Here is a 14,671-nt window from a genome sequence, read left to right on the forward strand (position 1 = left end):
CGTAGACATTCTATTTTCCTAGGCTACTCTCAGGAAAACCAGCAGGTACTCAGGAACCCCACCCGCACACGATTGAAGGCCAGCTGCGAACGTGACGCGCTCACACCTGGCCTTCAGGTTGAGCTGGAGACGAGACTTGAACTCGCAACCTACGGTTTACAAGACCGTTGCGCTACCGATTGCGCCACTCCAGCACATACATACACCGCCTGTATAGGCAGCGAGGTACGAGGCACAATATTACAGTCCAGCGGCCGGGATTTCCAAGCCAGAACCGCCGCGAGGTGGCGTCGTCACGCTACCGCGGACGGGCGCGTGTCTAGGGCTCCACAAAAGTAGGGCGTGCGCAGTCTATATGCGCCAGATGCCCAGGCGCGTTAGACTGCCAATCTGCGCAGTACAACGCCTGAATTTCCGGATTCCGCCTCGCCGGCGGACGGCTGTGCGCGCTCTCCCCTATCATTCGCCACCAGAATGGGAAGTTCCACCTCCGTGACTAGCGTTTACTCTCGTTTTAAAGAGTGGGTGTTCCCCTCGGGCCGCGTGGCCACCATCGACGCCTCGCAGGCCGCCGCGCCGCCCTCCCCGCTCGCACCTATTGACCTCACCGATGCCGACCAAGTGGCCTTCGTGATGGACGTCGCCATCCGTATCGGCGATATTCTGCTCTCTTCCGGCACCGCCAATAACGATGTGAAATCGCAGATCCACACCGTGTGCTCGTCCTATGGCCTGCACTACTGCCACGTGGACATCACGATGAACACCATCACCGTGTTCTCCCACGTGGGCGGCAAGCGTCGCCGGCCGGTGAGCGCCTTCCGCGTGGCCGGACGCATCGACGTGAACTTTTCCAAGCTGAGCGACGTCGACCGCCTTATCCGCTCTATCCAGGCCGGCGCCACCCCACCGGAAGTGGCAGACAAGATCCTCACCGAGATCATCGCCGCCCCGCCGCCCTATGGCGCCAAGATTTCGGTGCTGGGCTGGGCCTCGATGGCGGCCGCCGTCTCGGTGCTGCTCGGCGGTAATGCCTTGGTGGCCTCGCTCTCCTTCGCCACCACCTTGGCCATCATGGTTATTAATATCCTGCTCGACCGGCAGGGCATGCCCTCTTTCTTCCAAAACGTCTTCGGCGGCTTCGTCGCCACCCTGCCCGCCGCCTTTGGCTATCGCCTAGCCACCGAATTGGGCTGGTCCTTCAACCCCAGCCAGGTCATTGCTACCGGCATCATCGTGCTGCTGGCCGGCCTGACCCTGGTGCAGGCCCTTCAAGATGGCATCACGGGCGCGCCCGTCACGGCCTCTGCCCGCTTCTTTGAAACGATGCTCATCACCGGCGGCATCATCGGTGGCGTCGCCCTCGGCATCGAGGTGGCCTCCACGATGGGCGTCGAACTGCCGCCGATTCAGACCTCTCCCCCGCTGCAGTTCTCCTCCTCGGTGGTGAAGGTGGCGGCGGGTTCACTCGCCGCGGCGACCTTCGCGGTGGGCTCCTATGCGGAATGGTCGACCGTGGCGGTGGCCTGGCTTACCGGCGCAGCCGGTTTCTCCCTGCACCTGCTGGTACTGCAGCCGCTCGGAGTGGGGGCGCTGACCTCCACGGCCATGTCCGCCACCATGATCGGCTTGGCCGGCGGCCTGTTGGCCCGCCGATTCCTGATCCCGCCGCTGATCATCGCCATCTCCGGCGTGACCCCCTTCTTGCCGGGTCTAGCGGTCTATCGCGGCATGTACTCCATGCTGAATGAGCAGCTGATCAACGGCTTCACCTATATCGCTCTGGCAGTCGCCACCGCCGGTGGGCTCGCTGCGGGCGTGGTGTTTGGTGAGTGGATTGCCCGCAAGCTGCGCCGCCCGCCGATCATGCGTGCCTATCGCGCTATTCGCCACCCCCGCCGCTACAGCACCGCGACGACGACAACGCAGCCCCACTCCGGTATTGACCCCGTCTAGGCTGCACGTCCGCGCCACCCATGGCGTATAATTGCTTCCTTGACGTCTGTTTACGCTTTCTCTTATTTCTCACAGGAGGATCCTTGCCACCCAAGGTGACTGACACCCGTTCCACTGCCGCCGAGTCGCTGCACGCGGTTGAAAAGGAGACAGCCGAAGCCGCACGGAAGATCGTGTCCAGCTACTCCGAAGACTTCCTCGACGCTGTCACTCTCTCGTGCATGCTCGGAATCGAACCAGAGGGGCTGATCTACTCCAAGGTGGCCGCCGAGTTCGAGGAGCCGGAAGAGAAGAAAGCAACCAAGAAGGCTACGAAGAAGGCCAGCAAAAAAGCCTCCAAGAAGTCCTCCAAGAAGACCACGCGCAAAAAGGCTACGAAGAAAGCGTCGAAGAAGGCCAGCAAAAAGGCCACCAAGAAGTCCTCCAAGAAGACCACGCGCAAAAAGGCTACGAAGAAAGCCAGCTCCAAGGCCACTAAAAAGGCCACCTAGACCCTAGCGTGGCGTCGTCGCTGAGCGGAAGGAACGATGCCGCGAACCACCTCCGCTTGAGAAGTAAGGCCCGCCCGTGTCCAGCGCTAGCAGTGAACGCTATTCCTTTATCGTCGTTGCCAACCGACTCCCCGTAGATCTCGAGCGCGACTCGAAAGGCAATCAACGCTGGGTTCCCAGCCCCGGCGGGCTGGTCTCTGCGCTGACCCCCGTGCTCGCTGCCCATGAGGGCGCGTGGGTGGGCTGGCCCGGCATCCCAGATGTTTCGCCCGAGCCGCTGCACTCTGAGAAGGGCTATGATCTCCACCCCGTTACGCTGCGCCAGCGCGACTTCGAGGAGTTCTACGAGGGCTTTTCCAATGCCACTCTCTGGCCGCTCTACCACGACCTCATCGTCACCCCCGAATATCATCGCCACTGGTGGGAGACCTACCGCGAGGTGAACCTGCGCTTCGCCGAAGCCACCGCCGCCATCGCCGAAGAGGGCGCCACCGTCTGGGTGCAGGACTATCAGCTGCAGCTGGTCCCCGGCATCCTGCGCCATCTGCGCCCCGATCTCACCATCGGGCTCTTCTTACACATTCCCTTCCCCTCCCCCGACCTGTTTCGACAGCTGCCGTGGCGCGAGGAGATCGTGCGCGGCATGCTCGGCGCCGATGTAATCGGCTTCCACTTAGACCGCGATGCCGCCAACTTTGTCCACCTGGCCCGTAGCGTCGGCGGGCTCGCCGGCTCCCATACCGGCCAGCCCGATGAGCTCGCTATCAGCGAGTACTGCGCCGACGGAGAGTGCGACCTTGACACGGATGTCTCCGCACAAGAACACCACTGCTACCGGGCCACGGTGACCACCGCGACCGACCGTAGCGTGCGCATCGGTTCCTTCCCGATCTCGCTCGATACCTCCGACATCACCGCCGCTCTCAACTCGGCGGATGTGCCCGCCCTACGCTCCCGGCTCGGCGACCCCGAGGTACTGATCCTGGGCGTTGATCGTCTGGACTACACCAAGGGCATCGAGGCCCGCCTCGACGCCTGCGAGGAACTATTCGACACCGAGGCGCTCGATCCGGCCAGCACCGTCGTGGTTCAGGTGGCCACCCCTAGCCGCGAACGCATCGAGCACTATCGCACCACCCGCGCCCGCGTGGAACACACGGTGGGCCGGATTAATGGCCGCTTCGGCGAGATCGGCCGCCCCGTGGTGCACTATCTGCATCACGCCGTGGACAAAACGGAGCTGGTCAATCTCTACGCCGCTGCCGATATCATGCTGGTGACCCCGCTAAAAGACGGCATGAACCTGGTGGCCAAAGAGTATGTGTGCGCCCACCCCGAAGGCGATGGCGCACTGGTGCTCTCCGAATTTGCGGGTGCCGCCGCGGAATTGCACGACGCCTATCTGTGCAATCCGCACGATATCGAATCGATCAAACGCGCCCTGCTCTCTGCAGTCCGCGATCTGCGAGACGATTCCACACAGAGCAAGGAGCGCATGCAGGCAATGAACCACACCGTCATGGAACATGACGTGCACTACTGGGCCGAGTCCTTCCTCTCTGCTCTCGCCACTCCGGCTGGGGGTGAGAAGTGATGCGTCCCTATGCGGCGATAGCTACAGTCCTCTCGCTCATCCTGCTCAGCGGCTGCGGCAGCGAGGAGCGCCCGGAGAGCCCGATCACTGGGCCTGCGTGGTATATCACCGATGTGTACACCCAGCCGGATTCGCCCTCCCAGCTGCCCGATTCCATCGCCGGCCAGGCCGTTATGTCGCTGGGCGAACACACGGTCGCCGGCGATACCGGCTGCGCCCCCTTCCAGGCCGAGGTGCACTACTCCCACGATGGGGAGGGCTCGACCTCTGCCGACGCCACCCACCTGCGTTTCGATCATCTGCGCATCGACGACCCCACCTGCGAGGGTGCCGCCCAGTACTTCCATGAGCACATCGTTTCCCTGCTCAACAGTGAGCTCGACATTGAGTACAAGGAGTCCAGCCTGCTGCTGCGCTCTTCTGCTGAAGAGATCGACGCCCCCGCCCTACGGCTTACTTCTGCACTCTAAGTGGGTCTCATGCGCAAAGCGCCGTCGGTACACTAGGGCCCTATGGCTATGAGCAGCATGACCGACCGCATTATCGACGCCGCCAAGAGCATCAAGCTCCTCGTGGTCTCTGACTTCGACGGCACGATCGCCGGTTTTGCCGACGATCCCACGCAGGTGCCCATCAACACACGCACCATGCACACCCTCGAGGAGCTCGCCCTTTTGCCCAATACCTTCGTGGCTATCCTGTCCGGCCGCGACCTGGACAATCTCACCTCCCTCGTGGAGCTCAACGCCCCCATCATGCTGGTGGGCTCGCATGGCGCTGAATCCTCCTCCTCACCGGTGACGCTCAGCGACGAGCAGGTCACTGTTCTGCAGCGCTGCACCACGGCGCTCGAGGCAGTGGCCGAGGACTATCCCGGCGCGTATGTTGAGCGCAAACCCTTCCACCGCGTCTTCCATGTGCGCCGCATGGACAACCCCGAGAAGCGCGAGAACGCCTTGGCCCGCGCCCGCGAGGTGCTCTCCGGTGAAGATGTGATTGTCAAGGGCGGCAAGAACATCATCGAGCTGGCGATGCTGGACATCAACAAAGGGACATGGATCGATGCGGTGCGCGAGCAGCTGAACTGCGATTGCGTGGTATTCGCCGGCGATGATGTCACCGACGAGGATGGCTTCCGCGCCCTGGGCGACTTCGACCTGGGTGTCAAAGTGGGAGCGGGTGAGAGCGCAGCACATATGCACCTCGAGGACGATCTCGAGGCCGTTGCCGATATGTTCACCGCCCTCTACGAGGCACGCCGCGACTATAAATAGTGCTCCAACGGTCGGCGGCGGGGCCTAGGACCGTGGCGGGGCAACGGTGGAGCCCTCGTTGAAGGTGGTCTCCAATTGCACCCGAATGGATTCCGGTTCCGCGCCGCCCTCGGCGGCGTCGATGACTGCACTGAGCAGCTCGCCGGTGGTCTTGCCTTTGAGTTTATTGGGCTGGATCACCGTGGTGAGGTTGCGCAGCAATGCCACGGCGGTGCCATCGAAGCCAGTGACCGAGAGATCCTGAGGTACCGAGAGCCCCTGGGAGCGGGCATACTCGAGCACCCCGATAGCCATAGAATCGGTGGTGCACAGCACCGCAGTGAGCTCGGGATGAGAGCTCAGTAGCTCGCGGGCGGCGTCGACATTGTTCTCGTGATCGTTGATATGGCGCTCCACAATCGGCACCGTCGCCGGATCGATACCGGCGGCCGCCAGCACATCGAGTGCGCCGCGCACTCGATCTTGCTGCACATTCATGGTGGCGGTGCGCAGGCGCTGCTCATCGACCATGCCGTCATGACGCACATTGGCCAAGCGGATACAGAGGATGCCGATCTTCTGGTGGCCGGCGTCGATCAGCGCCTGGGCGGCCGGGGCGATCGCGTCGTAGTCATTAATACCCACATAGGGCAGGTCCTCATACCGGTCGGGTTGATCGCAGACCACCAGCGGCAGTCCGCGCTGCCGCGCCGCATGCAGATAAGGATCAGCAGCGGAGACGGAGTAGACCACAAATCCGTCGACAGAACTGGAGTTCACCACTCCCGCGGCGAGGTCCTTATCCTCGCTGGTTTCTGGACCACAGGGCACGAGGGTGAGAGCCACATCGCGACCGACGGTGGATTCCGCGAGCCCGGCGAGAAAGTCCACCGAGGCGGAATCTTCGAAGGCATAGGGCAGGTGCTCGGTAAGGAGCACGCCCACGTTGCCTGTCTTCTTCATCCGCAGCGAGCGGGCGGTGGGGTCGGGGCCGGTATAGCCCACGCGACGCGCGGTGGCCAGTATCTTTTCGCGCAGTGCCTCAGAGAGCTGTTCGGGGTGATTATAGGCATTCGACACCGTGGTGCGGCTGATGCCGAGTTCCGCCGCTATGGAGGCAAGAGTCCCTCTACTGCCGGTGCTACTGCGCCCGTTATTACGCCTGCGAGAGTTGGTGGCCATAGCCAAAATCTAGCACGCCGCCCATTTTCACTGATTTCCAGTTGACAATGCTTTTCAGTACACGTTCACTGTTGAGTATGAAGCACCTAAAAGCCCTCATTGGTATCGCCAGTGCCAGTGCCCTTGCACTAGCCGGATGTTCCTCAGCCTCCGATTCGGCCGACTCTAGCTCGGCCTCGGATTCCAGCAAGAATGCTGACGCCATCACCATCGTCACCTCTACCTCCATCTGGTCCGATGTGGCCGACGAGGTAGTGGACAGCGACGACGTCACCATCACCCCGATCATCGATGGCGATGGCATCGATCCCCACTCCTTCGAACCCACCGCCTCTGACATGGCCAAGGTTGAAGAAGCCGACTATGTCATCGTCGGTGGCGGCGGCTACGACGCCTGGCTCTACAACGCCCTCGATAACAACGACAAGATCATCCACGCCCTGCCGCTCACCGAGCACCACCATGACCACGACCACGGTTACGATCATGGGCACGACCACGGCCATGAGGGCGAGGACGCCCACGACCACGACCACGGCCATGAGGGCGAAGCTGCCCACGACCACGACCACAACCATGAGGGCGAAGCTGCCCACGACCACGACCACGGCCACGAAGGCGAAGACGGCCACGACCACGACCACAGTCACTCCCTCGTTGGAGCCGCCGAGAACGAGCACTCCTGGTTCAACCCGAAGCTCGTGATGTCCGTGGCAAACGATTTGGACCAGCGTCTGGAGAAGGATCACCCTGAGGTTGATGCGGATGCACAGCGCGTCGATAAGCGCATGGACAGCCTGCACGATCAGCTTCACGAGCTGCCGCACATTCACTTCCTGCAGACTCACCCGATCGCAGACCAGCTCTTCCTGCACACCGAGTTCCACGATGTGACCCCCAAGGATTACCGCAAGGCCACCCTGAACCACTCGGAGCCCTCGGCAGCAGCCCTCGCCAAGGCGCTGGAGACTGTCAACGGTGGTGAGGTGGAGCTGATGGTCGATACCCCGGAGACCTCCACCGAGTACACCGAGCGCCTGCGCGACGCCGCGGGGGAGCAGGATATTCCGATCGTGGAAATCACCGAGACCCCCGCACAGGGCGAGAACTTCTTCGACTTCCTCGACAACATCGTCAAGGAGCTGAAGGAGAAGGCCGAACAGATTAAGAAGTAGGCCAGCCCCTCTTTCACCTACCTCAACGCCAACCCGCCGGCCCTGGGACGATCATCGCCTCAGGGCCGGCGGAGACGAAGGCTAGAATTGCAGCAATGATTCTTTCGCTGACTAGCGCGGCGGTCACTCCCCTATGGCACGATCTTTCTTTTGATCTCGCGCCAGGGGAGTTTCTGGCCGTATTGGGCCCCAATGGTGTGGGAAAATCCACGCTGCTCCACACCATCATGGGCAACCGAGCACTCTCCTCAGGCTCGATCTCCGCAACCAATAAGATCGGCTACATTCCCCAGCAGCGAATGTTTGATCCCGAGCTGCCACTGCGCGCCCGCGACCTGGTATCGCTGTCCTTGGCACACGGGGTGCTGCGGCATCGCCGCCCCCAGGCCGGCCAAGTTGATGAGCTCCTCGACATGGTGGGGGCAAGCGGCTTCGGTTCGACCCGCGTGGGTCGACTCTCCGGCGGACAGCAGCAACTGATTCGTCAGGCGCAGGCTTTTGGCGGCAACCCCGAGCTGCTGCTCTGTGACGAGCCCTTGCTCTCGCTCGACTTCCGCGCCTCGAGCGCGACGGTGCAACGTCTAGATGAGCGGCGCCGCGCCGGCATGGCGGTGGTGTTTGTGACGCACTCGATTAACCCGATTCTCTCGGTCACCGACCGCGTGCTCTACATCGGCCCCAGGGGCCACACCTTGGGCACCGTCTCTGAGGTGATGCGCTCTGAAATTCTTAGTGAGCTATACGGAACCAAGGTCACGGTCGCCGAGGTCGATGGCCGTTTGGTGGTGGTGTAAATGACTATCTCTACTCTCATGGAAGACACCGCCTACCTGCTGAGCGTCGGCTTCGTGCAGGATGCGCTCATCGCCGCCGCCCTGCTCGGCATCGTCTCCGGTGTGATGACACCTTTGATTGTGCTGCGGCAGATGTCCTTTTCTGTGCATGGCACCTCGGAGCTCGCACTGATGGGCGCCTCCGCCGCACTATTGGCCGGAATCAATATCGGCATGGGAGCCGTGGTGGGCTCCGTGATCGCCGCGGTTGTCTTGGCACTTTTGGGCATGAAACGCCAAGACAGCGCCGTGGGCGTGGTGATGAGCTTCGGCATGGGCCTGTCCGTGCTGTTCATTCACCTCTACCCCGGTAAAACCTCGACTGCCTTTTCCCTTCTCACGGGCCAAATCGTGGGCGTTTCCTCCGCCTCGCTGTGGCTTCTTGCCGCCGTGGTCGTGGTCGTGGTGGGGGCCGTGGTGATTTTCTGGCGGCCCCTACTCTTTGCCAGCGCCGATCCGCAGCTGGCCGCCGCGAGCGGCATCCCCACCCGCTGGGTGGCTGTGGGCTTCGCAGTTCTGGTTGGCCTCACCGCCGCCCAGTCGGTGCAGATTGTGGGTGCCCTGCTCGTGATGAGCCTGCTCATCACTCCCGGTGCGGCAGCCGTGCAGATCACCTCCCACCCCGTGCGGGCCGTGATCTATTCCACCCTGTTTGCGGAAATATCTGCGGTGGGCGGCATTATTCTCTCGCTCGCCCCAGGCCTTCCCGTCTCGGTCTTTGTCACTACGCTGTCCTTTCTCATCTATCTCGTATGCCGCGGCATCGGCGCGGTTCGGGGCCGCCGCATCACCTCGGCGGAACACACGCAGTACATGCAGGAACCGCACTGCGATCCCCGCTAAAGCCCAGCTAAATCCCTGTTAAGGCCCCGCTAAGGCAGCATCTTTGTGTTGAGTGCACGACCGCAGCGTTTCGAACGCTCGGCGTGCACTTTTCGCTATCCCCTTCCCCTCGCCCTGCCCCCTCACTCACTCCCGATACACACCGCACGCGCCGCGACAGCGATGCTGGTGCACAGCGGATAAATATTACAAATCAATAACGTTTGCTAGTGTTTAGTGAGTCAGCGCACAACATGCGCGACAACGCGGGCTAGATAACCCTCCCTCAGGGTGCTCTGGACTCGCGATTCGACCTCCCATGTCATGCATCCCGCAGTTGCTTGGGAGGGCGGCTGAAAATATACTTGCGTCAATTTCCATAAATCCCTCCTACCTCACGGATATACATATGGCACACGAACCACACACTCAGGGCATTTCCTTTGCCGAGCGACGCCGCGTCCTCGCGGCCACCACTATCGGCACTGCCATCGAGTGGTATGACTATTTCCTCTATGCCGCGGTTGCCGGACTGGTGTTTAAGACCACCATGTTCGGCTCCCTCGAGGGTGGATTGGCCACGGTCATCGCCTTCCTCACCGTTGGCCTGTCCTTCCTCTTCCGCCCCCTGGGCGCCTTCCTCGCTGGCCACTACGGTGATCGCGTCGGCCGCCGCGTAGTACTCATGATCACCCTCTTCGCCATGGGCTTGGCCACTACCCTCATTGGCCTGTTGCCCACCTATGAGACCGCCGGCATCTGGGGCCCGATCCTGCTTATTGCCCTACGCATCATCCAAGGCATCTCTGCCGGTGGCGAGTGGGGCTCGGCGGTACTGCTGGCCGTTGAGCACGCCCCCAATAACAAGCGCGGCATCTACGGCGCCGGCCCACAGATCGGTGTGCCTTTGGGCCTGCTGATGTCCTCGGCTGCGCTATCGATGATGACCTATATCGCGCCCGGTGATGCCTTCGTGGAGTGGGGCTGGCGCATCCCCTTCCTCTTCTCCATCGTGTTGGTGGCGATCGGCTACTTCGTTCGCCGCGGGGTGGACGAGTCCCCAGTGTTCTCCGAGATCGCCGAACGCAAGCAGGACGAAGTGACCAACCCCATTGGCGTGCTCTTCAAGAATTTCCTCCCCGTGGTCATCACCGGCGCACTCATCTTCGCCGGCAACTCCGCCGTGGGCTATATGACGGCCGGCGGTTACATCCAGAATTACGCTAGCGACAATGTAGGAATTGAGCGCTCCGTGGTGCTCAATGCTGTGACTGTCTCAGCGTTCACGTGGATGATCTTCACCCTGTTCGCGGGCTGGGTCTCGGACTATATCGGTCGTCGCGGCACCTATCTCATCGGCTTCGTGCTGCAGGCCGTGGGTGCCGCTGCCCTCTTCCCGCTCACCAATACCGGCGATGTGAGCAAGCTCTACATGGCGCTCATTCTGCTCACCGTTGGTCTCGGCCTGACCTATGGCCAACAGTCCGCCATGTACGCCGAGCTCTTCCCCGCCTCTATTCGCGCCTCGGGCGTGTCCATCACCTACGCCTTCGGCTCGATCGTGGGCGGCGCCTTCGCCCCGACCATCGCTGCGGCGCTGGTGGGCGCCACCGGCACGACCTTCGCTGTGAGCGTCTACTTGGTCGTCGCCTCGTGCGTTGGCTTCTTCTGCGCGTTCATCCTGCGGGAACGAGCCGGCATTCCCTTGACTCCCACCCACGAGTCCCGCCAGTCCGAAAGCCACTTCCGTTTCCAGCCGGCCCCGCAGGCAGAGTCCGCCACCGTGTCCTAGTAGCCCGCTGTGCTCGCATGCCGAGCACAGCTCAACCTCTAGTGCGCTATCTCACTATCGTGTTGTAGCTTGGGCATTATGGCTCGGACATCTTTTTCTCAGCTCACGAGGCCGCGCCCGCTTCCTACGTGGCTGTGGTTCGCGCCCACGACCCCACCCGAGGAAGAAGAGATCGCCCTCGTCCGCTCTGCGGCCGAGGGTTCGTGGCCCGGTAATACTCGCGCCACGTGGCGCGCCTTCTTCTCCTTCCCCAAGGTCGCCTCGCTCTCGCTGGCCTTGGGGCTTTTGATCACCCCTCTATCCGTCGTGGTCTCACGCCTGCTTGGTGTCATCACCGATCGTCTCCTCGGCGAGGCCATCTCCTTTACAGAGGTGCTCATTCCCCTACTGATCATCGTGGTTCTCTACGTCATCAGCTGGATCGCCGAGATACACAGCGCCGCCTTCGTGGAGCTAGGGCGTGTCCGTCTCGTGCACCGCATCCGTAATGCCGTGGTTGAGCGGCTCTTAAGCGCCCATGATCTGCACACATCACCGGGCACGGTGATGAACACCATCGACGAGGACTCCCACACCGTCTCGCTTACTAAGTATCTCAATACTTTCCCGCTGCAGATGGTGATGATGCTCCTCGCCACCACGATCGTGGCGATTCCCATCGACTACCGCCTAGCCCTGCTTATCCCCCTCGGTGGCCTCACCACTCTCGCCGCCTCGATGTACACCGGCCGGTTCATCACTCAGGTTGCGTCCTCGCGCCGCACCGCTGAGGCTCACGTTGTCTCCTTAGGCACCGATTTTGCCCAGGGCTCCCGCGTGATCAAGGGGCTCGGCGCGGTCGATACCTGCGAGAAGCGATTCGATGAGGCCGCCACCCACTCGCTGCGGGCCATGCTTCACGACGCTCGCATCGCGTTTTATGCCTCGCTTGCCCGGCAGTTCGTCCCCGTGGTGTTCATTGTGGCCTGCGTGGCTCTGGCCGGAACCTTGGTGAGCTCGGGCGATATCACCGCCGGCGAGTTCATGACGATCATGCTCAGTGCCCCACCGGCACTATTTATCAGTGGTAAGGCCCTGGGGCTCTCGGTGGAAACCGTGGCCCGCGCCAGCACCTCCGCCGGCCGTATTCACCAGCTCGTGGCGGGCTTCGATACCACGAGCGCCGCACAGCGCTACACCACTACCTCCACCACCGGCCTGGTCGTGGCCGATAGCGATCCCGGCTGGGCAGGGCTGCGGGTGCCGCATGTGAGCACCATTTTCGCCACGAGCCTGCGGGAAAACTTGGACCCCGAGCACAGCCACGGCGACGCGGAACTACGCCACGCCCTCGACGTCGCCTGCTGTGAAGACATCGTGCGCCGCCTCGGCGGCTATGGGCCCCATGGCGAGCTGCCCACCGGGGCCATCGGCGAGGCCGGGTTGAATCTCTCGGGCGGGCAGCGCCAGCGCATCGGCGTGGCCCGCGCCGTACTCAGCGACGCCGAGGTACTCATCTTCGATGAACCCACCACCGGCCTCGACGCGGTGACGCTCTCGCGGGTGATACACAACGTGAAGCAGCAACGTGCCGCCCAGCTCACCGTGGTGATCAGCAGCTCGCGGGCATGGCGCCACGCCGCCGATCGCATCCTCGCTGCCGAGGACACACCCGCTCGCGCTGCGACGCAGGACAAGGAGGACGCCTCATGAGCCAGAGCGAGAATCTTGGGGCCGATGCTCTCGCCCCCGCTACTCCCCGCGAGAGCCTGCGCTATCTGCGTAGCCTGCGCGCCTATCCCCGCCGCTGGTGGTGGGCACTGCTGGTGGCCGTGGCGATTGTGACGGTGGCGGCGCAAAACCTCAGCTCCGTCATCATGGGCCGCTCCATCGACGTGTTCTCGGGGCGCTCCTTCAGTATTTTTGGCTCCGGCCCCTCCGCGGTCACCTGGGTACTCATCGCCATCGGCGCGCTCACCCTAGCCCGGATGTTCACCACCGAGCTCGTGGTCTATATGTTGTCCATTCTCACCCGCACGGTCTCGGTTGAGCTGCGCCAGCGCTGTCTTTCGGCCGTGCTCCGCGCCCCCGCACCACGCATTCTGGAGCTCGGCACGGGCAATGTGATCACCCGTCTGACGCGCGATATCGATAACCTCTACCGCACCGTCACCATGGTCGGGGCGCGGCTGGTGATCACCCTGGTGATGTTTCCGCTCACGCTCATCGCCACGGTGGCGATCCACCCCGCGTTCCTGCTGTGCTGGGTGCTCGTGGCCGTGCCCGTGGGGCTATTTTTGCGCCGCTCGCTCAGCGAGCTACCCGCCGCGGTCAACCGTGCCGCTGCCGCCGAAGCGCAGCGCAATAACGTGCTCCTCGACTCGATCCGGGGTTTCGACACTATCCACAACTATGGTTTGTCCCGCTGGGCCCGTCACCGCATGACTACTACCTCGTGGCAGGTCATCAACGCCGAGCGCATCATCATTCCTCTCAATGCGCGCATCCTCAGCGGCGGCTATGTCGGATTCTCGATTCTTTTGCTCTCCACCACCGCATTGGGCGCGTGGATGGCGGTGCAGGAGATCATCACCCCCGGCCAAGCGGCCGCCGCGATCCTCCTAGCGTTCCGCATGGAAATTCATATTTTCAATGTGCTCGACTTCGCCAGCATGATCCAATCGGCCTCTACCTCCTTGGGCCGCGCTGTGTCCTTGGCGCTGCTCAGCGGCCAGGACAAGGATGATAACGAGGAGGATCTCACCACCCCTCCCGCGATCACCGTGGAGAATCTGAGCTTCAGCTATGACGGCGGCCAATCGAATGTGATTGAACCCCTCAACCTCACGCTCGAGGCCGGCAGCACCACTGCGCTCGTGGGCACCTCCGGCGCCGGAAAATCCACCCTCGCCCAGTTGCTGAGCGGGCTGCTCGAGCCCAGTGGCGGCGCCATCTACGTAGACACCCCCACCGGCCGCATCAACACCGCGGAGGTCTCGCACAACTGGGTGGCGCGACATATCAGCATGGCCAACCAGGAAATGCACGTCTTCTCGGGCACCTTGCGGGAGGATTTGCAGCTTGCTCGGCCCGGCGCGAAAGACGCAGAGCTCATGGCGGCTCTGGCGGCCGCAGGACTGCAGCCGCGGTCTCCGCTCTGGCAGCGCTGGCTGCCCCAGGGACTCGACACCAAGGTCGGTGCTGGGCACGAGGACCTCGCCCCAGAGGTGATGCAGCAGATAGCGCTGGCCCGGATCAGTTTGGTGGATCCGCCCGTTCTCATCCTGGACGAGGCCACCTCGGAGGCGGGCTCGGACTATGCTCAAGATCTCGAGGCCGCCGCCCAGCGCGCCGTCAAGGGCCGCACCGCCTTGGTGATCGCACACCGGCTCGATCAATCCCGCAGCGCTGATCGCATCCTCGTCATGGAGCAGGGCCGCATCATCGAAGACGGCACGCACGAGGAGCTCATCGCCAATGGGGAGCACTACGCCAGCCTCTATGCCCAATGGGCGGGCTAGCCCCGCGCGGATATCCTCTTCGCAGCACACAGCAGCGCCTCCCGAATAAACACCGGGAGGCGCTGCTGCGTAG

12 protein-coding genes and 1 tRNA gene are annotated in these 14,671 nt (G+C 62.7%); 11 read left to right on the forward strand and 2 right to left on the reverse strand.

Annotated elements, in window-relative coordinates:
• Positions 1–121: 121 nt before the first annotated feature.
• Positions 122–194 (reverse strand) — tRNA-Thr (locus GBB11_RS03445).
• Positions 195–492: 298 nt separating this feature from the next.
• On the opposite strand from GBB11_RS03445, the gene GBB11_RS03450 reads away from it, so the two are divergent.
• From GBB11_RS03450 to otsB, 5 genes are all read left to right on the forward strand, one after another.
• Positions 493–1,956 (forward strand): threonine/serine exporter ThrE family protein, encoded by a 1,464-nt coding sequence (locus GBB11_RS03450; protein WP_225979241.1) that lies wholly within the window; start codon positions 493–495, stop codon positions 1,954–1,956.
• An 83-nt stretch (positions 1,957–2,039) separates the two neighbouring features.
• A complete protein-coding gene (locus GBB11_RS03455; RefSeq protein WP_151529809.1) occupies positions 2,040–2,447 on the forward strand; it encodes a hypothetical protein in 408 nt (135 codons plus the stop codon).
• Between the two features lie 76 nt (positions 2,448–2,523).
• Entirely contained in the window at positions 2,524–4,041 is a 1,518-nt protein-coding gene (locus tag GBB11_RS03460) for a trehalose-6-phosphate synthase (protein WP_151549868.1), read from the forward strand.
• The gene (locus GBB11_RS03465; RefSeq protein WP_151550463.1) at positions 4,041–4,511 is read left to right on the forward strand and encodes an META domain-containing protein; all 471 of its coding nucleotides are present in this window, start codon (positions 4,041–4,043) and stop codon (positions 4,509–4,511) included. The genes GBB11_RS03460 and GBB11_RS03465 overlap by 1 nt, the downstream gene beginning before the upstream one ends.
• Positions 4,512–4,553: 42 nt before the next feature.
• On the forward strand, positions 4,554–5,315 hold the full coding sequence (gene otsB, locus GBB11_RS03470; protein WP_225979240.1) for a trehalose-phosphatase: 762 nt from the start codon (positions 4,554–4,556) through the stop codon (positions 5,313–5,315).
• Between the two features lie 24 nt (positions 5,316–5,339).
• Here the strand turns inward: otsB and GBB11_RS03475 are convergent, their stop codons facing one another.
• Complete coding sequence (locus tag GBB11_RS03475; RefSeq protein WP_151549866.1) at positions 5,340–6,476, reverse strand: LacI family DNA-binding transcriptional regulator; 1,137 nt, start codon at positions 6,474–6,476, stop codon at positions 5,340–5,342.
• Positions 6,477–6,553: 77 nt separating this feature from the next.
• Here GBB11_RS03475 and GBB11_RS03480 point away from each other — a divergent pair, with 77 nt between their 5' ends.
• The 6 genes from GBB11_RS03480 to GBB11_RS03505 all read left to right on the forward strand — a co-directional run bounded on the left by GBB11_RS03480 (position 6,554) and on the right by GBB11_RS03505 (position 14,598).
• Complete coding sequence (locus GBB11_RS03480; RefSeq protein ID WP_151549865.1) at positions 6,554–7,651, forward strand: metal ABC transporter solute-binding protein, Zn/Mn family; 1,098 nt, start codon at positions 6,554–6,556, stop codon at positions 7,649–7,651.
• Between the two features lie 95 nt (positions 7,652–7,746).
• Positions 7,747–8,445: a metal ABC transporter ATP-binding protein gene (locus GBB11_RS03485; protein WP_151549864.1), complete on the forward strand. Its 699-nt coding sequence runs from the start codon at positions 7,747–7,749 to the stop codon at positions 8,443–8,445.
• Positions 8,446–9,327, forward strand: coding sequence for a metal ABC transporter permease (locus GBB11_RS03490; RefSeq protein WP_151549863.1), 882 nt, complete (start codon positions 8,446–8,448; stop codon positions 9,325–9,327). It abuts the gene before it with no gap.
• A 388-nt stretch (positions 9,328–9,715) separates the two neighbouring features.
• A complete protein-coding gene (locus GBB11_RS03495; protein WP_151549862.1) occupies positions 9,716–11,098 on the forward strand; it encodes an MFS transporter in 1,383 nt (460 codons plus the stop codon).
• A gap of 78 nt (positions 11,099–11,176) precedes the next feature.
• Entirely contained in the window at positions 11,177–12,790 is a 1,614-nt protein-coding gene (locus tag GBB11_RS11015; RefSeq protein ID WP_151550464.1) for an ABC transporter ATP-binding protein, read from the forward strand.
• The gene (locus tag GBB11_RS03505; protein WP_151549861.1) at positions 12,787–14,598 is read left to right on the forward strand and encodes an ABC transporter ATP-binding protein; all 1,812 of its coding nucleotides are present in this window, start codon (positions 12,787–12,789) and stop codon (positions 14,596–14,598) included. Before GBB11_RS11015 ends, GBB11_RS03505 begins: the two co-directional genes overlap by 4 nt.
• Positions 14,599–14,671 lie beyond the last annotated feature (73 nt).

Source organism: Corynebacterium sp. 74A (assembly GCF_008930665.1).
In the GTDB taxonomy this organism is placed as follows: domain Bacteria; phylum Actinomycetota; class Actinomycetes; order Mycobacteriales; family Mycobacteriaceae; genus Corynebacterium; species Corynebacterium megadyptis.